The following is a 21,902-nucleotide window of genomic DNA, read 5'->3' as shown; positions in this document are numbered from 1 at the left end:
GGCCTCAGGTTACAAAGAACCCGCCGTCGCCGGTGCGCTGGGTCACACAGCAGTACGAGCGGCGCCCACTGCAGAGTTCACGGCCTTCACCGTGCGCACGACGTCGCCCGCGGGAACCGGCCGCGCGATGTGGAAGCCCTGCACCGCGTCGCATCCGAGTCCGCGCAGCACGTCGAGGGTGTGTTCGTCCTCGACGCCCTCGGCCACGATGTGCAGACCCATGCTGTGCGCGAGAGCGATGGTGGATCGGACGATCGCGAGGTTGGCGGAGTCCGACGCGAGCGAGGTGACGAAGGACCGGTCCATCTTCAGCTGCTGCACCGGAAGCGACGCCAGGTACGTCAAGGAGCTGTACCCCGTGCCGAAGTCGTCGATGGAGAGTGAGACTCCCTGCGCGCGAAGCGCTTCGAGCGTGTCGATCGATCGTTCGGGATCGGTCATCGCGGACGACTCGGTGACCTCGAAGACGACGGCGTGCCCGGGAAGGCCGTGGTCGTCCAGAGCCGTTCGCACTCGGGACGCCAGGGAGGAGTCCACGAGATCCCGGACGGAGAGATTGACGGCCACGTCGATGTCCAGTCCCGCCAGCCGCCAGCGTCGGCACGCGGCCATCGCCGTGTCGATGACGAACGAGGTGACGGCCGGGAGCATGCCGGTCTGCTCCGCACTCGGCAGGAACGCGGCCGGCAGCAGCAGCCCCTCGCGCGGATGTCGCCACCGCAGAAGGGCTTCCATTCCCGACACGGCTCCGGTGCGCAGGTCGAGGCGGGGCTGGAAGAACACCTCGAGCTCACCTCCCGTGATGGCGTCCTCCAACTCGCCCATCCTCCGGAGCTGATCGATCCTGTCGATGTCCATCGTGTGGTCGTAGACGGCCAGTCGCGGTTGCCGGGACTTCGCGGCCACCACGGCGGCGTACGCCCGCTGCACCAGCTCCTCGGATCGTGGGTGCGGCGTGTCGGTCGACAGTGCCACGGCCACACTGCTTTCCAGCGTCAGCTTCATGTCCCGCACCTCGAGCGGGGCCCCGACCGCGCGTTGCGCCGCGATCGCGACCGCCACGGCGTCGTGCCTGTCGACGGGGCCCGGCAGGACGAGGGCGAACTCGTCACCCCCGAGACGTCCCACCGTCGCCGACGAGTCCACCGTGTCGACGAGGCGGCGACCGATCTCGGTGAGCACCTGATCTCCCACCGCGTAGCCGAAGGTCTGGTTGATGTCGGAGAACCGGTTGAGATCCACCAGCACCAGGGCCACTCCGTCGCGGCCCTCCGGACCGAGGATCTCGTGCAGCCGACGCCCGAGCCGGCCGCGGTTCGCCAGTCCCGTGACGGAATCGGTGTCGGCCGCAAGGCGCAGTGCCCGCGACTGTCGTTGCAGCAGTGTCAGGAACGAGGTCATCCGCACGGCGCCGAGGACGACGATGATCGAGGCGGCGATCACCACCGCGGGCCCCCAGCGAGTGACCGGAGTGCCGCGCATCAGTTCGATGCTCATGACGACCGGCGTCATCGCCACGGCCGAGGTCAGCAGGGTCAGTCGAGCCATCCCCGTCTGCGCACGACTGATGGTGCTGACACGCGGACGCTCGTCGTGTCGCAACGCCGCCGCACCGAAGAGCACGTAGGACGCGAGCCAGCAGACGTTGAGGATCGTGCTCTCGGCGGGACCGTCCGCGACCACCACGTACGAGGTGTAGTCGGCGACCACCATCAGTGCCGTGGCCGCACCCAGCAGCCAGTGGGTGGTGGAGCCCGCGCGTCGCTTCAACACGACGAAGACGAGCAGTACCAGCAGGAAGACGTCGATCTCGGTGTAGAAGATGCCGAGCCACGTTCCGGCGTCGGGCACGCGCTCGCCTCGGGGACCGGACACCACGACCCAGGACGCGAGACCCACCCCCGCGGTCATGATCGCGGCTTCGAGTCCGTCCGCCGGACTCAGCATCGGGGTCCCCGAACTGCGGACCGACAGCAGGGCCACGACGATGAGGAGGTATCCCAGGACGTAGGCGGCGTCCGCCACCGACGGGAGAGGTACGACGCCGCCCGAGTTCTCCATCACCGCGATCGCGATGTCGCCGACGACCCAGAACGACAGCGCCGTCGCGACGATCCACCACGAATGGGTGCTCACCTTGCGGTGTGCGCGGATGCCGACAGGAATGGACGCCACCGCACCCACGGCGATGACGCAGTACAGCACGCTGGACACCACGCCGGGCGGAAGCGTCGCGTACACGGCGATCGCGAGCGCACCGACCACGAGAAAACGGGTCGGCGAGGACATCGAGACCATGCTGCCTCTCTCGTGACCCCGACCGACATGGACGGAATGAATGTACCGCCGCAGACGGGCGCGCATCGCGGAAATCCCGCGAAGAGAGCGCGGTCACCAAGTGAATGGTCACTAACCGAATACGGTAAACTGGCTGCTCGCGACCGACGACAGGTGGGAGGCCCGGGTGGTGAACCGTATTGCGGCGGGCTCCGCGTCCACCGAACGTTCACGGATGAAGGCCGAGCGCCGCAGCGCACTGGTCGACGCCGCCGCCGTCCTCGTCGCGGAGCGCGGGTACCACGGTCTACGACTCGAGGACCTCGGCGCCGCGGTGGGGATCAGCGGCCCCGCCGTGTATCGCCACTTTCCGAACAAGGAAGCCGTCCTCGTCGAACTGCTGGTGGGAATCTCCGAGTACCTCCACGCCGGTGGGGAAGAGGTCCTGGCGCGACGGTCGGCACCGCTGCCGACGCTGCACGAACTGGTCGCGTTCCACCTCGACTTCGCCATGACCTCGCCGCGCCTCATCGAGATCCAGTTCCGCGATCTCGCGAACCTGCCGACCGACGCCCAGCGTTCGGTGCGCTCGCTGCAGCGCCGCTACGTCGAGATCTGGGTCCGCACCCTGCGGGAACTGGACTCGGACTGCTCCGAGGACGACGCTCGTGTCCAGGCTCACGCGGCGTTCGGTCTGCTCAACTCCACTCCGCAGTCGATGGGCCGCGTGCCCGCGTCGCTGCTCCGACACCGTTTGTCCACCATGGCTCTGACCGCTCTGGGGATCGACCCCGCCGCATCCACCATCACATCTGCCCCCACCAGTGAGGAAACAGCATGACCGCACCTTCCGGCACCACGTCCGTCATCGTGGCCGGTGCCCGCACTCCCATCGGCCGTCTGCTCGGATCGCTGTCGACCCTCTCCGGCTCGGACCTCGGCGGCGTCGCCATCGCCGGCGCCCTCGAGAAGGCCGGGATCAGCGGTGACCAGGTCCAGTACGTCATCATGGGCCAGGTCCTCACGGCCGGCGCAGGCCAGATTCCCGCACGCCAGGCCGCCCACGCCGGCGGCATCCCCCTCAGCGTTCCTGCCCTGACCATCAACAAGGTGTGTCTGTCCGGTGTCGACGCCATCGCCCTCGCCGACCAGATGATCCGCGCCGGAGAGTTCGACATCGTCGTCGCCGGCGGCCAGGAATCGATGTCCCTCGCCCCGCACATGCTCGAGAAGAGCCGCAGCGGATTCAAGTACGGCGACGTCACCATGAAGGACCACATGGCCTACGACGGCCTGTACGACATCTTCACCGACCAGGCCATGGGCGCCCTCACCGAGGACCGCAACGCCGACACCCGTTTCGTCACCCGCGAGGAGCAGGACGCCTTCGCCGCCGCGTCGCACCAGCGCGCCGCCGCAGCCTGGAAGAACGGCGTCTTCGACGACGAGGTCGTTCCCGTCAGCATCCCGCAGCGCAAGGGTGATCCCGTCGTCGTCACCAGCGACGAGGGCATCCGCGCCGACACCACCAGCGAGAGCCTCGCCAAGCTCCGCCCGTCGTTCGACAAGAACGGCACCATCACCGCCGGCTCCGCGTCCCAGATCTCCGACGGCGCCGCTGCCGTCGTCGTCATGAGCCGCGCCAAGGCCGAGGAACTGGGACTGACGTGGCTCGCCGAGATCGGCGCCCACGGCGTCGTCGCCGGACCCGACTCCTCGCTGCAGTCCCAGCCCGCCAACGCCATCACTACCGCCTGCGCCAAGGAGGGCATCGCCCCGACCGACCTCGACCTCGTCGAGATCAACGAGGCGTTCGCCGCCGTCGGCATCGTCTCCACCCGCGAACTGGGCATCGACCCCGAGAAGGTCAACGTCAACGGCGGCGCCATCGCCATCGGTCACCCCCTCGGCGCGTCCGGCGCCCGCATCGCCCTGCACCTCGCACTGGAGCTGCAGCGACGCGGCGGCGGAGTCGGCGCCGCAGCACTGTGCGGCGGCGGCGGACAGGGCGACGCCCTCATCCTGCGGGTTCCCGCAGCCGAGTAGCCGGTTCCACACCCCCTCCCACCGCGCGCGGCCCGTGCCGCGGCGGGGAGGGGTGTGCGGGGCTCCGGCTCGAGCGGCGCACACTTTCCAGCCACACACACCCCGAGCGGCCTGCTGCAAGGGGTGTCGACACACCGAAAGCGTGCAGGTCGGCGCTAGTCGGCCTGCGCCCTCAGGTACCGCCCGAAGTGGGGGACGGTGAAGCCGATCGACCCGCGCTCGGCGGAGTAGATCAGTCCCTTCTTGATCAACCCGTCGCGTGCGGGGGACAGCGACGCCGGTTTCCGGCCGAGTTCCACGGCGATCTTCGACGTGGAGACGGGACCGTCGTCGCCGGACAGGTCGGCCATCGCTCGCATGTACTCGCGTTCGGCGGGAGTTGCTCTCTCGTAACGGGATCCGAAGAACCCGACGGCCAGCTCGTCCTCGGCCGTCGGTGCTGCGACCCGCACGTCGTGGACCGTGATCGGGCTGTCCGCGGCCAGATCCCACGTCGCCTTGCCGTACGCCTGAACGAAGTAGGGGTACCCGTCCGCGGCCTCGTACAGCGCGTCGAGTGCCTCGCTCGTGTACTCGACGTCCTCCCGCTCGGCCGGTGCGATGAGGGCGCGGTCCGCCGAAGCGCGGTCCAGGCGGTCGATGCGGTGGTAGCTGAACAGTCGCTCGGAGTAGCTCTTCGACGCGGACAGCACCGCAGGCAGGTGGGGAAGACCGGCGCCGACGACGATCAGCGGAGCCGCGTCCTGGCTCAGTTCGTGGCACGCGCCGCAGATCGCGGAGATGTCCTCCGCCGCGAGATCCTGCATCTCGTCGATGAAGATGGCGATACCGACGCCGACGTCCCGAGCCAGCGACGCGGCGTCGAGCAGCAGTTCGACCAGGTCGATCTCGATGTCACCGGTGTCCGCGCGCCCCTTGAGAGCGGGCGCGTCGATGCCGGGCTGCCACTTGTCCCGCATGCCCTTGTCTGCGGACGCACGAAGAGCGAAGGACTTCAGCACACCGAGGAACTGGTCCACGCGTTCGGGATCGCGATGCGCCACCGCGATCTCCCGCACTGCCATGTGCAGCGCCGACGACAGCGGTCGCCGCAGGTCCTGGTCGGGGCGGGCCTCGATCTTCCCGGTTCCCCACTTCCGCGAGATCGCCGCCGATCGCAGGTGGTTCAGCAGCACCGTCTTGCCGACGCCGCGCAACCCGGTGAGCACGACACTGCGTTCGGGCCGACCGCGCGCGATGCGCTCGAGCACCACGTCGAACGCGTCGAGTTGCTTGGACCTGCCGGCGAGCTCGGGTGGCCGCTGGCCGGCGCCGGGTGCGTACGGATTGCGAACGGGGTCCATGGCGTGACGGTAGCAACGTCGGTAGCGTTCTCTGCCCTTCTCTAGCGCGTGTTCTAGAACCGAACAGAGAGCAATCGAGAACCGGACCCTTGCCTGTGACGCCGCGACGCAGCTACTCTGGGGCCATGTCGCGCATTCTCGTAGTTCACCGCAGCGGGGTCTGATCTCGGACCGACCCCCCGCTGCGGGTCGAACGAGCGCCCGTCGGTCCTTCCTCTCACCGGAAAGACCCCAGCGACATGAGCACCAGCGCACATTCCCTCACCGAACACTTCTCACACAGTTCCGCTGCCATTCACGCCTCGTCGGCTCTGCCGCACGGGTTGCGCGCGGAGGCTGACGGCATGTCCTTCGCGGAGTTCGTCCACACCTACTCGCCCACCTCGGGCCCCATCCGGCTCGGTTCCGCAGAGTGCGCGCCGAAGGGCGCGGGCAGGTTCGAGTTCACGGCCACCCTCGCCATCGGCGACACCATCCGCAGTTCGTCGATCGTCTGCCACGGGCCCGCCGAGGCCATGACGTCGATGCTCTACGACGTCGGCGTCAACCTCGAGATCTTGTCGTTCCACCAGCAGATCACCGAGACGGGATACGTCACCTACATCCGCGGACAGCAGGATCACCGCACCGCGTGGGCCATGGGGACGGGCTCGGATCCGACAGAGTCGACCGCCAAAGCCCTTGTCGCTGCGGCTAATCGGATGCAGAACCAGTAGTCGGCGATAACACGGCTCTCACGAGCCCGGCGCAGTCGATCTGATGGCGGCCAGCATCGCGGACTGATACCGACGGATGGTTGCTCGGTCGTCGTCCGACAACTCGGAGAGTTGCGTGGCCGCCCTGAGGATCAGCGGGCCGAAGAATTCTGTGCCCAGTCGCTGCGCCTTGTCGGTGACCCTCAGGGCCACCTTGCGGCGGTCACCGACGACCGACTGCCGTTCGACGTGGCCGGCGAGTTCGAGCCTGTCGACGAGTGCCGTCGCGGTCGCCGAGGTGATTCCCAGCTGCGTCCGCAGCCAGGACGGAGTAGCCGTTCGACCGTCACGAGCAGCATCGAGAAGAACGATCAATGCCCGCACGTCGGTGCTGTGCATGCGGTGCTTCTCGGCGAATCCCGCACCCAGCAGATCGAGCTCGACGACGAGCGCACGCAGGCCGTGCACCAGGTCCATGACGTCCGTGTCCACCGAAGGGGTTGCATCGACTTCGTCCACGGCATCAGTATGTCACCTATCGTATTACTCGACCATCGAGACAACGGGGTGCCGCATGACAGACGCGATGCAGACGTTCCATCGATCGCCCGAGGGGCGGGAGTTCGCTGCGGCCTACGACCGCGTACTCGGGACGTGGCCGGCGGAAACGACCACGACGATGGTGCCGACACGATTCGGCGACACCCATGTCACCTCGGCCGGTCCCACCGACGGTCGCCCTGTCGTACTGCTCCCCGGATCCGGGGCTACCTCGATGGCCTGGACCGGCCAGGCGACCGAACTGAGTCGTCGCCACCGAGTGGTCGCGGTGGACATTCTCGGTGACGTGGGGCGATCGGTTCCGGCGGGTGAACCCGCGAGGAACGTCGACGACCTCATGCTGTGGTTGGACGATGTGTTCGCCGGGTCGGCACTGCGGCGACCGTCGATTCTCGCTCACTCGTACGGCGCGATGATCGCTCTGGCGTTCGCTCTCCGTCGGCCGGCCGACGTCGACCGCCTCGTCCTGCTCGATCCGAATTCGTGCTTCGCCGGCATGCGCGCCGCCTACCTGGCTCATGCGTTACCGCTCCTGCTGCGACCGTCGGAAGAGCGACAGAGACGATTCACGGCGTGGGAGACGGGCGACGCAGTTCTCGACGCCGACCTGTCCCGACTGTCCGAACTCGGAACAGCCCATCACCCTCGTCGTCGGCCCATCGTTCCGAGGCGGCCGAGTTCTTCGGCGCTGCACTCGCTCCAGGCGACCACGACGGTCGTTCTCGCCGGGTCCAGCCGGATTCACGACAGTGCTGCGGTGCGAGATCGCGTCCAGAAGAACTGGCCGTCGATCAGTACCCGAATCCTCGACGGCGCCACCCATCACACGTTCCCGGACTCACCGAGAGCAGAACTCGGCGTCGCGATTCACGACGCTCTGACGAGGTAGCGACAGCCGTCTGCACACGTCCGTCAGGACAGGAATCGCGCGATCGCGTCGTCCCACTCCCGGTCCCGACGACGGTCGTAGACGCGGGCGAAGACGCTGCGCACGATCACGAGCACGATCGCCACGAGCGCGAGAAGTGCTGCGGCGCCGAAGATGCTGACCACCACGACGTCGACCCCGGTGGGCGGGGGTGCGATGCGACGACCGTCCGCGTCGACGGTGATGGTCACCTCGGTACCCGACGGACTCTGCGCCGCAACAGGAACCGACCCGACGTGCTTCACGCCGTCGGAGGACCAGGTCGCGGGAGCCAACACGGTGGGAGTGACCGCCGCGAATTCGTCCGACGCCACCGGCGCCACGGCGTCCGCGGTGGTCGTGGCGAGCACCGACGAGGACGACGTCACGGCGTCGGCCGCCATGGTCTGCTGATCATGGTAGAGGCTGACGCCCATCACGGCGACGAACGGGACGGCGAGCAGGAACAGCGTCACGAGAAGACGGTGCAGTCGAGCCTCCGCGCGGTCGACGCCTCGAACGAGCGGGTTGCGCGGTGTGCGCGCCACGGGCCGCCGAGTGTCGTCGGTCCCGCGCTCCGCCCTCTTGGAATTGTCCGCCATCGTCTCGTGTCCTGCCTGCGTCACGGACCCCGTGCGCCGTGACGGCGGCGGGTGTCCTGCGTGTCCGACCTTCTGTCCAGCGTCCGCGCAGCGTGTGACCTCGGCAAGGTCGTTCGCGTCACGTCACATGTGTTCTCGCTTACCCGAGGTGCTTTACTGTTACCAGTTGTCATACTAAGATTTGTGTGAACGAAGCCACACCGGAAGGACCCGACATGACCGCCGATGCCGACAATCTCGTGCTGCAGGCGCGCGACGTGCACTTCGACTGGGACGACCTGCCGATGCACTGGATCCCGGGTGAGCCGTTCTCCACACACGCGCTCAACGTGCTGCACCTGCTCCTCCCCGCCGGGGAGGAATGGTTCGTCGAGACGTTCCGCCAGGCGCTCCCGTTCATCGAGGACGAGAAGCTCCGCGAGGACGTCATCGGGTTCATCGGCCAGGAGGCCATGCACTCGTCGGCGCACTCCGGTGTCCTCGAGCACCTGCAGCGCAGCGGACTCGATCCGACGCCGTTCACCGACCAGATGAACTGGGTCTTCGGCAAGGTCATCGGCCCTCGACCCATCACCAGCAGCCGCGAGAAGAACTACCTCGTCGAGCGCCTGGCGATCATCGCGGCCATCGAGCACATCACCGCGTTTCTCGGCGACTGGGTTCTGAACGCCGAGGGGCTCGACCGCGCCAACATCCACCCGACCATGCTCGACCTGCTGCGATGGCACGGGTCCGAGGAGGTCGAGCACCGCTCTGTCGCCTACGAGACGATGCGCTACTTCGATCGCCGCGAGGTCCGACGCCTTCGCACCCAGGCACTCGCGGCACCGCTGCTGGTCTACCTGTGGATCCGCGGAACCCGCTTCCTCATGCAGAACGATCCGCTTCTCGCCGACGGACCGGCGTCCCGGCGCCGTCCCACGCCACTCGCCTGGCGCCGCGCGGCGAAGAAGGGCACCGTGCCGGGGCCTGTCGATCTCGGCCTGCGGCTCTCGCGCTACTTCCGTCGCAGCTACCACCCCAGTCAGGAGGGCTCGACGGCGCAGGCCGTCGCCTATCTGGCCTCCTCGCCCGCGGCGCGGGCAGCGTCGCGATGATCGACGCACCACGCGACCTCCGCGGACGACCTCGGGGCGATCGGGCCCTCGGCCTGATCGGCCTGGTCGTCGGCAACTACCTCGGTGCGATGTCGCGTGTCCCCTACGACCCTCGGGTGGCCCTGCGTCCCCCGGACACCGCGGCCACACTGACGGTCGCGAGTGTCACGCCGGTGACCAGCGACGGCGATGTCGCGCAGATCGATCTCGTCGATGCGGGCGGATCGTCACTGCCGGCCTGGCAGCCGGGCTGCCACATCGACGTGCACCTGGAGGGCGACGCGACGTCGGGACCGCTCCGGCGGCAGTACTCGCTGTGCGGCGACCCCGCCGACACGACGCGGTACCGCATCGCCGTCCGACGCATCGGCACCGTCTCGGAGCGGATGCACGCCCTGCGCCCCGGCGACACGGTGACGGTGCGCGGTCCCCGCAACGCCTTCCTGTTCGCGCAGGAACGCTCGGTGCACTTCGTCGCCGGCGGCATCGGCATCACCCCGATCCTGCCGATGGTCCGCGCCGCTCGCGATCTCGGCCTGGACTGGACCTTCGTCTACTGCGGACGCTCCCGCGAGAGCATGCCCTTTCTCGACGAGATCGAGAGCTGGAATTCGCCGCGTGTCGCCGTCCGCACCGACGTCGAGGACGGACTGCCCACTGTCACGGACCTTCTGGGTCCGGCCGCCCGTGGCGGCGCGGTGTACTGCTGTGGACCGACGCCGATGCTGAACACCGTGCGCACGTCGTTCGCGGGCTGCGGCGCGTCTGCTCTGCACTTCGAACGTTTCGGGGCCCCACCCGTGGTGGGCGGTCGGCCGTTCACGGTCACTTTCGCGAGAAGCGGTCGCACGCTGACAGTTCCCGCCGACAGGTCTGCACTGTCCGTCATCGTGGACGAGGACCCGACAGTCGCGTACTCGTGTCGCCAAGGCTTCTGCGGCACCTGCAAGGTGCGTGTTCTCGCGGGGACGCCCGAGCACCGCGAGACTCGACTGAGTCCCACCGAGCAGCAGGAACACATGCTGCCGTGCGTGTCTCGGGCAGACTCCGACCACCTCACGCTCGACGTCTGATGTCCCCCGCACACCCCACGTCCACCGATTCCGGAGCGTCCATGACCGTCACCCGCCCGTTCGAGTCCGAGCGCTCCACCGTGCGGAACGGTGACGTCGAGCTCGCCGTGTACACCGCCGGCGTGTCCGACGGCCCCACTCTCGTGCTGGTGCACGGCTGGCCGGACAATCACACTCTCTGGAACCACGTCGTCGGACTGCTCGCCGACCGCTACCGCGTCGTCACCTACGACTCACGCGGCGCCGGTGACTCCACGGTCCCCGCACGGACCCGCGGGTACCGACTCGACGCGATGGCCTCCGATCTGCGAGCGGTGATCGACGCGGTCAGTCCCGACGCCCCGGTCCACGTGCTCGGTCACGACTGGGGCGCGGTGGAGGCCTGGGAGCTCGTCGCCGAAGCCGATGCGCCGCTCCGCATCTCGTCCTACACGTCCGTGTCGGGACCCAACCTCGACCACCTCGCACTGTGGGCCCGCTCGCGGCTCCGTAGGCCCACACCGCGCAACCTGGCACAGGTGTTCGCCCAGACGCGAGCGTCCTGGTACACGGTCACCTTCCACGTCCCGCCGTTGGCTCGGGTGCGGATGTACCGCATGAAGCGCAAGGGCTGGACCCAGTTCATCGGCGAGTTCTCCGACGTCCCCGCCGCGATGGTGGAGGAGTCACCGACACTTCTCGACGACGCGTGGAACGGCCTGCGCATCTATCGAGCAAATCTTCTGCCGCGCTTCACCTCTCCGCGGCGTCGCTACGTCACCGTGCCCGTGCATCTGATCGTCAACACCCGTGACGCGGCGGTGCGTCCGTTCCACTACGAGGACACGCCGCGCTGGGTGGCCGACCTGTCGCGAACCGATCTCGATGCAGGACACTGGTCGCCTCTGTCGCATCCGTGGGACATCGCGCGCGTCACGTCCGAGTTCGTCGACGGCATCGAGTCGCGGCGTCAGACCGCGTCGACGTAGACCCAGGCTCCATCGACGCGGGAGAACGTGCTGTTCTCCCGCTGCGAACCCGGTCGCCGGGCACCCGCGTCACGGAAGTGAGCCACGAACTCGACCGTGCCCGTGGTGTTCAGCATGCCGCCTCCGGTGGTGCCCAGGATCTCGAGCCCGGTCCACCGGCGGCGGTCGTCGAGGTCGAGCGCCGACGGTCGAGTATCGGGATGCCATGTGCGCAGCAGATACTCGGCGTCGAGCACCGTGAAGGCGGTGTACCGCGAGCGCATGAGCCGCTCGGCGGTCGGCGCACCGATCCGTCCCTCGAGCAAGGGTCCACAGCACTCGGACATCGGTAGGGGGCGGCCGCAGGGGCAGTCGTCGTGCACCGATGCAGGTTATCCAATGCCGAGACGCTCGCCGGTTCCGCTGGAGCGCCGCCGTGCGTGTATTCGCACCCGACCACGCCGAATTCTGCCGGACGGCAGAATTCACCAAAATAATGTGGCGAGAGCTGCATCGCCTGCCTCGATCTACGGCGGGCCGCCGTTCGACGTCAGATCCTGCAGTGATCTACCGCCATCGCTGGATACGTGTATGTCTACCTGTGCACGCAGCGTCGCCGACTCCGCGCGAGGTCGAGTGGGAGCGGGTGGTCGCGGCGCGAACGCCGTGTGACACGCCGCTACGGGCGGTGCAAGGAGCGCGAATACTTCACGCACGGGTGACCGTTCCGCTCGACGTGTGCGTCCAGCCGCAGCCCGATCTTGTCCATCACGCGGCGCGAGGCAGCATTGTCGAGCCGCGTGTACGCGACGACCCGCTCCGCGGGGACCCGGTGCACCACGGCAGACCGCACGAGGTGGGACGCGACGGCAGTCGCCAGACCGCGACCCCACTGCGTTGGGACCAGGGTGTACGCCAGTTCGATGTCATCACCGTCGCGCTTGATCCCCGCACGCCCGGCGAGTCGGTCTCCATCGAACAGCAGGTACATGCCGACACCGTGGTCGGCCCAGTGCTCGACCGCGATTCGGAGGTAGTCGATGCTCTCGTCGAGGTCTCGCACTCCACCGATCGGCGCCATCGTCGCCGAGTCGGTGTGCATCGAGTGGACGAACGACAGATCGTCGGCGGTGATGCGTCGCGCGGTCAGACCCGCCCGGACCCACCTGTCGGGCATCGCCATGGCTGTCGAACCCTGGCGTCAGTTCGGCAGCATCCCGAGTCTCGTGACAGCCTCGCGCTCGGCCTGCAGTTCCGCGACGGAGGCGTCGATACGGCGCCGGGAGAACTCGCCGATCTCGAGGCCCTCCACGATCTGCCAGGCGCCGCCGGAGGACCGCACGGGGAACGAGGACACCAGTCCCTCGGGCACGCCGTACGCGCCCGTCGACGGGAGTGCGACGGACGTCCAGTCGGCGGCGGGAGTGCCCAGGACCCAGTCGCGCACATGATCGATGGTGGCGTTCGCCGCGGAGGCAGCGGACGACGCACCGCGCGCCTCGATGATCGCGGTACCGCGGCGCGCCACCGTCGGCACGAAGACGTCCTCGAGCCAGGTGGTGTCCGCGGCGAACTCGGCGCCCGACCGGTCACCGACTCGCGCGTGGAAGATGTCCGGGTACTGCGTGGCGGAATGGTTGCCCCAGATGCTGACCCGCGAGATCTCACCCACCGGGACGTCCGCACGAGCGGACAGTTGCGCGACGGCGCGGTTGTGATCGAGCCGGGTCAGCGCGGTGAACCGATCGGCGGGGATGCTGGGTGCGTGCGCCGCGGCGATGGCCGCGTTGGTGTTGGCGGGATTGCCCACGACGACCACCCGGATGTCGGACGCGGCGCCCGCCTCGAGAGCGGCGCCCTGCGGCCCGAAGATCGACCCGTTGGCCTCGAGCAGGTCGGCGCGCTCCATCCCCGCGGTACGAGGGCGAGCGCCGATCAGCAGCGCGACGTTCGCGCCGTCGAAGGCGTCGACCGGATCGTCGTGGATCTCCACCGACCGCAGCAGGGGGAACGCACTGTCGTGCAGTTCCATGGCCGTGCCCTCGGCTGCGCGCAGTGCCGGCGGGATCTCGAGAAGCCGCAATGTGACGGACGTGTCCGGACCGAGCATCGCACCCGATGCGATGCGGAACAGTGCCGCGTAGCCGATGCTGCCGGCCGCGCCTGTGACGGTGACGATGCTGTGCGCCATGTGAACTCCTTCGTTCCCCTCGACCGTAGATCCGGCAGTCGACCGAGTGCACGGATGTGTGTCGGACTGCACCCGATCACCGTTCCATCGGGCTCTCTCTCGCTCTCTAGCGCTGAGACTAGAACCGCGAATATCGTCCTGTGCACGTCCGATTTGCCTGACCACCATTCCTCGTTCACAGTGACGCCATGACCCTGTCGGACAGTTGGGCCAGCAAACAGGCCACAGTGACGCGCGTGGGGGCGGCCGAGGCCGTCCTGCGCGAGCTGCGTTCGGCGATCGAGAGCGGCGAACTCGAGGTCGGCACCAAGCTCCCGTCCGAGGCCGCTCTCGCGACGCGCTTCGGCGTGAGCCGGTCGGTGGTTCGCGAGGCACTGCGTTCGACCACGGCTCTCGGACTGACGGAGACGCACACCGGCAAGGGAACGTTCGTCCTGGCGAAGACCGTCGAGACCGACAGAGTCTTCGGCAACCATTCCGTCGAGTCCCTGCGCGAGGCCCGCCCGCACATCGAGATTCCCGCCGCCGCACTCGCTGCCGAACGGCGGACGCCGGAGCAGATGGACGCGATCCGCAGCCTGTTGAATCGGATGATCGCCGAGAACGATCCCAAGGAGTGGGTCCGTCTCGACGCGGAGTTCCATCTGCTCATCGCGACCGCGAGCGGCAACGACGTCTTCGCCGCCGTCATCACCGAGATCCGCGAGGCCCTGTCGCAGCAGTCCGAGATGGTGAACCTGCTGCCCGACCGTCGGCACCGGTCCAACGTCGAGCACGAGAGCATCGTCGACGCCATCGACTCGGGGTCCGGCGAGGCCGCGTCCGAGGCGATGAGCCGACACCTGACGCACGTGCAGGACGCACTCGGCCAGCTTCGCGGCCGATGACTCCCGTGGTCCGGACCCACCCTCGGCATCACTTAGAATGAGCAGGTCACAGCGCCGTACAGGCTCGCCCACCAGCACGTCGGGAAGGTCCACCATCACACAGCCGCCAGCCCTGCAGAACGTCGAGACGCCCGATGTCTACCTCGTCCCGCCCGACAGCGGCGAGATCGAACGGGCGCGCGTCGCGTCCGCGGCGTCCCGACATCGGTTGACCGAGCGCTCCGACATCGTGTGGGTCAAGGACAAGTTCGCACTGTCCATCACCACCACGACGCCCCACGAGGCGATGGTGGAGGACCTCCTGTTCGTCCGCGATGTGCTGGACGCGACCGCGATCGAGTACCTGCTCGTCCGCGGCAACGACGAGCGGCCCGTCATCGCCATCGACAGGCACGACAGGCCGACGTTGCGCGACGCCCTGGTCGCGGCCTGCGCGGACGAGCCGTTCTACTCCAAGCCGATGGACGTCAAGGGATCCCCGGCCCTGCTCATCGCGGACGGACTCCTGGCGTCGGCCACGCAGGCGCGGATCTTCCGGTTGTTCCGCCCTCGTGCGCACCGCCCGAGCGGGCTCTTCTACGGATCCGGCAAGGGCATCCAGATCGAACTGTGGGAGTTCTCGGACGACACGATCGTTCTCCCCGTCGAGAACTCGCTGACCCGACGCACCATCCGTCAGGACGAGGCGGTGCGTGGCACGGTCGAGCGCTTCGGCCGACACTGGCCGACCATCGAGAACATGTTCGCCGACCACGCGTCGGACATCGACTTCGACATCGACCTGATCTTCTCCTGGGTCGACGGCACCGACGTGGAGTGGCAGGCGGAACGCGCGGCGATGCTGCGTGAGGTCGTCGTGGGCGAGGGCGACGATCACGAGGCCCGCTTCCGCCAGATCGACGAACTCAAGTACGCCCTGCGCTCGGTACACCTGTACGCGCCGTGGATCCGGCGCATCTTCGTCGTCACCGACTCACCGAAGCCGGGGTGGCTCGACGATCATCCCGACGTCACGTTCGTGCGCAGCGAGGAGTTCTTCACCGACACCTCCGTGCTGCCCACCTACAACTCGCAGGCCGTGGAATGCCAGCTCCACCACATCGACGGTCTCGCCGAGCACTTCCTGTACTCGAACGACGACATGTTCTTCGGCCGCCCGGTCGGTCCTCAGATGTTCTTCTCACCCGGCGGCATCAGCATGTTCGTCGAGGCGGGAACCCGGATCGGACTGGGCGCCAACGACGAGCAGCGCAGCGGATTCGAGAACGCCGCGCGGGTCAACCGTCGCCTGCTCCACGACCGATTCGGTCGCATCACCACGCGCCACCTCGAGCACGCTCCCGTGCCGCTCCGGCGCAGTGTGATGTTCGAGCTCGAGAAGGAGTTCCCCGACGAGTTCGCGGCCACGGCCGCCAGTCGGTTCCGCGCGAGCTCCAACATCTCGGTGACCAACTCGCTGTACCACTACTACGCCCTGCTCACCGGCCGCGCCGTGGTGCAGACGCAGGCCTCGGTCAAGTACGTCGACACGACGATGCGCAGTGGACTGCGGGACATGGACCGCCTGCTCGCGAAGCGGTCGATGGACTTCTTCTGCCTCAACGACGGCAGCTTCCCCGAGATCGACGCCGACGAGCGCGCAGCGGCGGTGACGACGTTCCTGAGCACCTACTTCCCGGTGCCGGCGCCCTGGGAACACGCCGTCACACCGGTCGGCTGATCGCCACAGCTACGACTGCCGGCTGATCGCCACAGCTACGACTGCCGGCTGATCGCCTTCTGGGGAGCGTCGGCGATGACGACGCCGGCATCGTGCAGGCGCTGGGCGGCCTCGTCGGCCGACACGTAGGTGCCGACGGTGTCGCCCGTCCCGATGGGCACCACCGAGTGGACCACCGTGTCCTGGTACAGATGCACCAGGTTGTAGGCCTGCGCCCCGTCGCGCCCGCGTTGCGCACCCACCGGAACGTTGAGGTCCTGCGTGTAGCAGGTGGCCGACGCCACCGACACCGGGATTCCGGCGAAGGTCGCGGACGTGGAGTAGTGCAGGTGGCCCGCGAGGATCGCCCGCACGTCGCTGCCCGCGAGCACCTCCGCGAGCGAGTCCTGGTCGCGGAGTTCCACCAACACCGCGAGATCTTGCACGCAGGGAACCGGCGGATGGTGCAGCGCGAGCACTGTGCCGTCCGGCGCCGGCATCGCCAGTTCTGCTGCGAGCCACCGCAACTGTTCCGCGGAGATCTGGCCGTAGTGGTGGCCGGGGACGGTCGAGTCCAACGTGATGACTCGCAGCCCACCGATGTCGTAGACCCTGTCCACGGGCTCGGTCGATCCGCGCTCGTCGAGCAGGCCGCGACGGAACGCCGCTCGGTCGTCGTGGTTGCCCATCGCCCAGATCACCTCGGACCCCAGTGCTGCGGCGACCGGATCGACCAGCGCGCGCAACGAGTCGTACGCGTCGGGCTCGCCCTTGTCCGCCAGATCACCCGTGAACACCAGAGCCTCCGGCCGGGCACCCGTCGCCTCGAGCTCCGCGAAGATCTGGCGAAGCCGCGCCTCGCTGTCGACCGCGTCGTACAACTCGCCGGCGCCGACCAGGTGCGTGTCACTGATGTGCAGGAGGAAATGGTCCGGCCGTGGATGCTCGGCGGTGCGCCAGGTCTGCTCGACTGGCTCCATGAGTTCTCACTTCCCAGTGCTCCCGGATCGGAGCTCGGTCACCCTGTGTGTACCGGGCTCGTCCACCCTAACCACAGGAGGTGTCGAGCCGCCGAACGCCGGGCGACACGGGGTTGACGGCATACCGTAGGGGGGTATGGTAGTTCTCATGACCACGAAGACTGTCACCGTCGTCGGAATGACCTGCCAGCACTGCGTCGCAGCGGTGACGGAGGAGGTGAGCGCCCTGAAGGGAGTCACCTCGGTCCACGTCGACCTCGAGTCCGGACGCGTCGATGTCGAGTCCGACACACCCGTCGACGACGCTGCCCTCGCAGCCGCGGTGGACGAGGCCGGGTACGAGCTGGCTCAGCCGTGACCACCGGGGAGAAGGCCGCGAACATCCAGCTCGACATCGGCGGCATGACCTGCGCGTCGTGCGCCAACCGCATCGAGAAGAAGCTCAACCGCCTCGACGGTGTGACCGCGACGGTCAACTACGCCACCGAGAAGGCGAGCATCGCCACGGACGCGACCGTCGAGACCGGGGACCTCATCGGCACCGTCGAGAAGGCCGGCTACACCGCGACCGTGCACGAACCCCACCGACCGGCCGGCCCTCCCGCAGCCGAGTCCGATGTCGCCGCAGCCGAGTCCGATCCCCTGCGCACGCGTCTGCTCGTGTCGACGCTGCTGTCCGTTCCCGTCATCGCGATGGCGATGATTCCGCCGCTGCAGTTCGACAACTGGCAGTGGCTCTCGCTCACCCTCGCCGCGCCCGTCGTCGTGTGGGGCGGACTGCCGTTCCACCGCGCCGCCTTCACCACTGCGCGGCACGGCGCGACCACCATGGACACGCTCGTGTCGGTGGGCACGCTGGCCGCCTTCGGCTGGTCGCTGTACGCACTCTTCTTCGGCCACGCGGGCATGCCCGGCATGCGCCACGCCTTCGAGTTCACCGTCTCGCGTGGCGACGGCAGCGCGAACATCTATCTCGAGGCGGCGGCCGGCGTCACGACGTTCCTGCTCGCCGGTCGGTATCTGGAAGCGCGGTCCAAGCGCAGCGCCGGCGCCGCTCTGCGTGCGTTGCTCGAGGTCGGCTCCAGGAACGCGACCGTGCTGCGCAACGGCAGTGAGGTCAGCGTGCCCGCCGACGAGCTCGTGGTCGGAGACCGCATCGTCGTCCGACCGGGCGAGAAGATCGCCGCCGACGGCACCGTCGAGAGCGGCACGTCCGCCGTCGACGCCTCGATGATCTCCGGTGAGTCCATCCCCGTGGAGGTCGGTCCGGGCGCCACGGTCACGGGCGGGACCGTCAACGTGGGTGGCGCGCTCACCGTCGTCGCCGACCGCGTGGGCGCGGACACGCAGCTCGCGCGCATGGCCCGCATCGTGGAGGACGCGCAGAACGGCAAGGCCGAGGCGCAGCGCCTGGCCGACCGCATCTCGGGCGTCTTCGTCCCCGTCGTGATCGGTCTCGCCCTGGCCACCCTGCTGGGCTGGGTCCTCGTCAGCGGCAGCTGGTCCGCCGCGTTCACCGCATCCGTCGCGGTCCTCATCATCGCGTGCCCGTGCGCGCTGGGCCTGGCCACTCCGACAGCCCTGATGGTGGGCACCGGACGCGGCGCCCAACTCGGCGTCCTCATCAAGGGACCCGAGGTGCTCGAGCGCACCCGCCGCGTGAACACCATCGTGCTGGACAAGACGGGCACCATCACCAGCGGTGTCATGAGCGTGCAGTCCGTCGTGGGAGACGCTCGCGACGACGCGCTGCGGTTCGCCGCGGCGGCGGAGTCCGGTTCCGAGCACCCGGTCGCCCGCGCGATCGTCGACGCGTACCGGACCGCGCACGGAGAGCCCGTCGCGGCCACCGACTTCACCACCACGGCGGGACGCGGTGTCACCGCGACGGTCGACGGCCACCGCGTGGTCGTCGGACGCCCCGGCCTGGTGGGCGGCGCACTGCCCAGCGCCCTGCAGACGGCCTTCGAGGACGCCGAGGCCACCGGGGCCACCGCGGTGGTCGTCGGGTGGGACGACGAGGCCCGCGCCGTCATCGCGGTCTCCGACACCGTGAAGGAGACGTCCGCGCAGGCGGTCTCGGAGCTCCGCGCACTGGGTCTCGACCCGATCATGCTCACCGGTGACAACGAGTCCGCAGCCCGCACGGTGGCCGCCTCGGTCGGTATCGACACCGTCATCGCCGGTGTGCTGCCGGAGCAGAAGGTGGACGCGATCCGCGAGCTGCAGGCGTCGGGCAAGGTCGTCGCCATGGTCGGTGACGGCGTCAACGATGCTGCGGCACTGGCTACGTCGGACCTCGGACTCTCGATGGGCACGGGCACCGACGTCGCGATCGAGGCCGCGCGACCTCACGCTGGTGCGGGGAGATCTGCGCGTCGCGGTCGACGCGGTGCGCCTCTCGCGCGCAACCCTCCGCACCATCAAGGTCAATCTCTTCTGGGCCTTCGCCTACAACGTCGCGGCGATCCCGCTCGCGGCCGCCGGACTGCTCAACCCCATGCTGGCCGGTGCCGCGATGGCGCTGTCGTCGGTCTTCGTCGTCACCAACAGCCTGCGGCTCCGATCCTTCCGGTCCTCGGTGGTGTGACTCAGCCTGCGAGCAAGGCTCGGACCCGGCCGTCACGCAGCCAGAGTCCGAGCCACGCGGCGATGCCGACGTAGATCGCGAAGAACACCGTGCTGACGAGTGGCTGGTCGGTGCGCCAGTTCGTGATCACCGCTCCACCGAGGTAGCCGGTCAACAGGACGGCACCCAGCGGCGCGGTCCGCGGAATCACGTACAGGGTCACGATCACGAGGCAGACGACGCCGATCTTCGGGGCCATGTCGACGGGGAGTCCGAGTTCGGCGGACGCGTCCTTCACGACGTCCAGGTTCAGCAGATGGATCACGGCGTCGAACAGCATGAAGACGACCACCAGCGCGCTGACGATCCATCCTGCTCGAACGGCTCCGCGGGACGGTGCGGTGGTGGTGGCGCGGGTGAGGTGTGTGGTCATGTGACTGTCGACCGCGTACGCCACGGAAACTCATCACGAAGCCCCGAAATTTTCCTCGGCGAGTCGTCCATGCGAGGACTATCCTCCTCGCATGACTGCGACGCAGGAGCTCGGCAACGACTTCATGACTCTCGCGGAACCGTACCGCCGCGAGCTCCTCGCGCACTGTTACCGCATGACCGGATCCATCCACGACGCGGAGGATCTGGTGCAGGACACCCTGGTCCGAGGGTGGAAGGGGTACGCGAACTTCAAGGGCGACTCGTCGCTGCGCACGTGGCTCTACCGCATCGCCACGAACACCTGCCTCACCTCGCTCGAGGGCCGCAAGCGCCGACCGATGCCGTCGGGGCTGGGTACGCCGTCGTCCGATCCGTCGGACGAGCTGGTCGAGCGCCACGAGATCGCGTGGCTCGAGCCGGCGCCGCCGTTCGGCGATCCGGTGGACGACGACCCGGCATCGCTGATCGGCTCGCGTGAATCGGTGCGGCTCGCGTTCGTGGCCGCGTTGCAGCATCTGTCCGCGCGGCAGCGAGCCGTCCTCGTACTCCGAGAGGTGTTGCAGTGGAGAGCATCCGAGGTGGCCGAACTGCTCGGCACCTCCACTGCTGCAGTCAACAGCCTGCTGCAACGTGCGCGCGGCCAGATCGAGGCGATCATGCCCGACGAGAACTCCGTGTCCGAGCCGGAGTCGCCGGAGACGCGAGAGTTGCTGCGACGCTACGTCGAGGGATTCGAGACGTACGACATCGACGGCATCGTGAAACTTTTCGCCGCAGAGGCTGTCTGGGAGATGCCGCCGTTCACCGGGTGGTACCGCGGCCCGGCCGACATCGGCGCCCTCATCTCGACGAAGTGTCCCGCGACCGGCCCCGAGTCGATGCGGATGATGGCGACCACCGCCAACGGGCAGCCGGCCTTCGGCCTCTACATGCTCGGAGAGGACGGGGTGCACCGCCCGTTCCAGCTGCACGTCCTCGAGATCATCGACGCCCGCGTCGCGCATGTGGCGTGCTTCTTCGATCTCACGCTGTTCGATCGGTTCGGACTGCCACCGGTGTACCCGGGCTGAGCCCGGGTCACCTGCCGCGGCTCACATGCCGGGAGGCGTGGCCTCGCCCGAGGCGACGGCCGGGTCCATCCAGGTCACTTCCCACACGTGACCGTCGAGGTCGCGGAACGACCGCCCGTACATGAAGCCGTGGTCCTGCGGATCCATCCAGTCACTGCCGCCCGCGGCGAGCGCCGCGTCGGCCATGGCGTCGACGGCCTCCTTGCTGTCGGCCGACACGGCCAACAGCATCTCGCGCGAGGTGGAGAGGTCCGCGACGTCGTCGCGGATGAAATCCTTGAAGCGCGGGACGTTCAGCAGCATCACGACGGCCTGCTCGTTGACGATCAGGCACGCGGTGTTCTCGTCGCTGAAGGTGTCGTTGAAAGAGAATCCCAGCGACGTGAAGAACGCGCGGCTCGCGGCGACGTCCTGGACGAAGGTGTTGACGAAGATCATGCCGGACATGGTGTCTCCTGGTGTGGTGTCGTCGGCCCCGGCGTCAGGGCCACTCACCACTACCGACACCGCCCGGGCGGAAAAG

21 protein-coding genes and 1 pseudogene are annotated in these 21,902 nt (G+C 68.3%); 12 read left to right on the top strand and 10 right to left on the bottom strand.

The window, feature by feature from the left end; translation table 11 throughout:
* Positions 1 to 42: 42 nt before the first annotated feature.
* Positions 43 to 2,289, bottom strand: coding sequence for a bifunctional diguanylate cyclase/phosphodiesterase (locus QE397_RS20685; RefSeq protein ID WP_307097041.1), 2,247 nt, complete (start codon positions 2,287 to 2,289; stop codon positions 43 to 45).
* 223 nt (positions 2,290 to 2,512) lie between these two features.
* On the opposite strand from QE397_RS20685, the gene QE397_RS20680 reads away from it, so the two are divergent.
* Positions 2,513 to 3,118 carry a TetR/AcrR family transcriptional regulator gene (locus tag QE397_RS20680; protein ID WP_051613430.1) on the top strand — a complete coding sequence of 202 codons (606 nt, stop codon included), beginning with the start codon at positions 2,513 to 2,515 and terminating at the stop codon, positions 3,116 to 3,118.
* On the top strand, positions 3,115 to 4,323 hold the full coding sequence (locus QE397_RS20675) for an acetyl-CoA C-acetyltransferase (protein ID WP_027506072.1): 1,209 nt from the start codon (positions 3,115 to 3,117) through the stop codon (positions 4,321 to 4,323). Before QE397_RS20680 ends, QE397_RS20675 begins: the two co-directional genes overlap by 4 nt.
* A 155-nt stretch (positions 4,324 to 4,478) precedes the next feature.
* On the opposite strand, the gene QE397_RS20670 is transcribed toward QE397_RS20675, so the two are convergent.
* On the bottom strand, positions 4,479 to 5,666 hold the full coding sequence (locus QE397_RS20670) for an AAA family ATPase (RefSeq protein ID WP_027506071.1): 1,188 nt from the start codon (positions 5,664 to 5,666) through the stop codon (positions 4,479 to 4,481).
* A 239-nt stretch (positions 5,667 to 5,905) separates the two neighbouring features.
* On the opposite strand from QE397_RS20670, the gene QE397_RS20665 reads away from it, so the two are divergent.
* The gene (locus tag QE397_RS20665; protein WP_307097037.1) at positions 5,906 to 6,382 is read left to right on the top strand and encodes an alpha-isopropylmalate synthase regulatory domain-containing protein; all 477 of its coding nucleotides are present in this window, start codon (positions 5,906 to 5,908) and stop codon (positions 6,380 to 6,382) included.
* 18 nt (positions 6,383 to 6,400) lie between these two features.
* Here the strand turns inward: QE397_RS20665 and QE397_RS20660 are convergent, their stop codons facing one another.
* Positions 6,401 to 6,880, bottom strand: a complete 480-nt coding sequence (locus QE397_RS20660) for a MarR family winged helix-turn-helix transcriptional regulator (RefSeq protein WP_307097036.1) — start codon at positions 6,878 to 6,880, stop codon at positions 6,401 to 6,403.
* A gap of 55 nt (positions 6,881 to 6,935) precedes the next feature.
* Here QE397_RS20660 and QE397_RS20655 point away from each other — a divergent pair, with 55 nt between their 5' ends.
* Complete coding sequence (locus tag QE397_RS20655) at positions 6,936 to 7,811, top strand: alpha/beta fold hydrolase (RefSeq protein ID WP_307097034.1); 876 nt, start codon at positions 6,936 to 6,938, stop codon at positions 7,809 to 7,811.
* A 23-nt stretch (positions 7,812 to 7,834) separates the two neighbouring features.
* Here QE397_RS20655 and QE397_RS20650 read toward each other — a convergent pair whose 3' ends face one another.
* Positions 7,835 to 8,431 (bottom strand): hypothetical protein, encoded by a 597-nt coding sequence (locus tag QE397_RS20650; protein ID WP_027506067.1) that lies wholly within the window; start codon positions 8,429 to 8,431, stop codon positions 7,835 to 7,837.
* Between the two features lie 215 nt (positions 8,432 to 8,646).
* Between QE397_RS20650 and QE397_RS20645 the strand changes: the two genes are divergently transcribed.
* Genes QE397_RS20645 through QE397_RS20635 form a run of 3 tightly spaced genes read left to right on the top strand, consistent with a single transcriptional unit; the run spans position 8,647 to position 11,569 of the window.
* A complete protein-coding gene (locus QE397_RS20645) occupies positions 8,647 to 9,528 on the top strand; it encodes a metal-dependent hydrolase (protein ID WP_027506066.1) in 882 nt (293 codons plus the stop codon).
* Positions 9,525 to 10,601, top strand: a complete 1,077-nt coding sequence (locus tag QE397_RS20640) for a PDR/VanB family oxidoreductase (protein WP_307097030.1) — start codon at positions 9,525 to 9,527, stop codon at positions 10,599 to 10,601. Before QE397_RS20645 ends, QE397_RS20640 begins: the two co-directional genes overlap by 4 nt.
* A 41-nt stretch (positions 10,602 to 10,642) precedes the next feature.
* Positions 10,643 to 11,569, top strand: coding sequence for an alpha/beta fold hydrolase (locus QE397_RS20635; protein WP_307097028.1), 927 nt, complete (start codon positions 10,643 to 10,645; stop codon positions 11,567 to 11,569).
* Here QE397_RS20635 and QE397_RS20630 read toward each other — a convergent pair.
* The 3 genes from QE397_RS20630 to QE397_RS20620 all read right to left on the bottom strand — a co-directional run bounded on the left by QE397_RS20630 (position 11,551) and on the right by QE397_RS20620 (position 13,739).
* Positions 11,551 to 11,895, bottom strand: coding sequence for a YchJ family protein (locus tag QE397_RS20630; RefSeq protein WP_307097026.1), 345 nt, complete (start codon positions 11,893 to 11,895; stop codon positions 11,551 to 11,553). The genes QE397_RS20635 and QE397_RS20630 overlap by 19 nt on opposite strands.
* A gap of 332 nt (positions 11,896 to 12,227) precedes the next feature.
* The gene (locus QE397_RS20625; RefSeq protein WP_307097024.1) at positions 12,228 to 12,731 is read right to left on the bottom strand and encodes a GNAT family N-acetyltransferase; all 504 of its coding nucleotides are present in this window, start codon (positions 12,729 to 12,731) and stop codon (positions 12,228 to 12,230) included.
* A gap of 18 nt (positions 12,732 to 12,749) precedes the next feature.
* Positions 12,750 to 13,739: a malate dehydrogenase gene (locus tag QE397_RS20620; RefSeq protein ID WP_222649946.1), complete on the bottom strand. Its 990-nt coding sequence runs from the start codon at positions 13,737 to 13,739 to the stop codon at positions 12,750 to 12,752.
* Between the two features lie 188 nt (positions 13,740 to 13,927).
* Between QE397_RS20620 and QE397_RS20615 the strand changes: the two genes are divergently transcribed.
* Positions 13,928 to 14,626, top strand: coding sequence for a FadR/GntR family transcriptional regulator (locus QE397_RS20615; RefSeq protein WP_027506059.1), 699 nt, complete (start codon positions 13,928 to 13,930; stop codon positions 14,624 to 14,626).
* Positions 14,627 to 14,912: 286 nt separating this feature from the next.
* Positions 14,913 to 16,346, top strand: coding sequence for a stealth family protein (locus tag QE397_RS20610; RefSeq protein WP_373425307.1), 1,434 nt, complete (start codon positions 14,913 to 14,915; stop codon positions 16,344 to 16,346).
* 35 nt (positions 16,347 to 16,381) lie between these two features.
* On the opposite strand, the gene QE397_RS20605 is transcribed toward QE397_RS20610, so the two are convergent.
* Complete coding sequence (locus QE397_RS20605; RefSeq protein WP_027506057.1) at positions 16,382 to 17,305, bottom strand: phosphodiesterase; 924 nt, start codon at positions 17,303 to 17,305, stop codon at positions 16,382 to 16,384.
* Between the two features lie 148 nt (positions 17,306 to 17,453).
* Between QE397_RS20605 and QE397_RS20600 the strand changes: the two genes are divergently transcribed.
* Complete coding sequence (locus QE397_RS20600; RefSeq protein WP_307097020.1) at positions 17,454 to 17,663, top strand: heavy-metal-associated domain-containing protein; 210 nt, start codon at positions 17,454 to 17,456, stop codon at positions 17,661 to 17,663.
* A gap of 44 nt (positions 17,664 to 17,707) precedes the next feature.
* Positions 17,708 to 19,895, top strand: a pseudogene (locus tag QE397_RS20595) (heavy metal translocating P-type ATPase).
* A 1-nt stretch (position 19,896) separates the two neighbouring features.
* Here QE397_RS20595 and QE397_RS20590 read toward each other — a convergent pair.
* Positions 19,897 to 20,307, bottom strand: coding sequence for a DoxX family protein (locus tag QE397_RS20590; protein ID WP_027506054.1), 411 nt, complete (start codon positions 20,305 to 20,307; stop codon positions 19,897 to 19,899).
* A 91-nt stretch (positions 20,308 to 20,398) separates the two neighbouring features.
* Here QE397_RS20590 and QE397_RS20585 point away from each other — a divergent pair, with 91 nt between their 5' ends.
* A complete protein-coding gene (locus QE397_RS20585) occupies positions 20,399 to 21,379 on the top strand; it encodes a sigma-70 family RNA polymerase sigma factor (protein ID WP_027506053.1) in 981 nt (326 codons plus the stop codon).
* A gap of 21 nt (positions 21,380 to 21,400) precedes the next feature.
* Here QE397_RS20585 and QE397_RS20580 read toward each other — a convergent pair whose 3' ends face one another.
* Positions 21,401 to 21,826 carry a VOC family protein gene (locus tag QE397_RS20580; protein WP_307097017.1) on the bottom strand — a complete coding sequence of 142 codons (426 nt, stop codon included), beginning with the start codon at positions 21,824 to 21,826 and terminating at the stop codon, positions 21,401 to 21,403.
* Positions 21,827 to 21,902: the final 76 nt, after the last annotated feature.

The sequence above is a fragment of the Rhodococcus sp. SORGH_AS_0301 genome, assembly GCF_030818285.1.
Taxonomy (GTDB): domain Bacteria; phylum Actinomycetota; class Actinomycetes; order Mycobacteriales; family Mycobacteriaceae; genus Rhodococcoides.
Note: the sequence above shows the minus strand (reverse complement) of the source record. Positions and strands in the feature narration are given on the sequence as shown.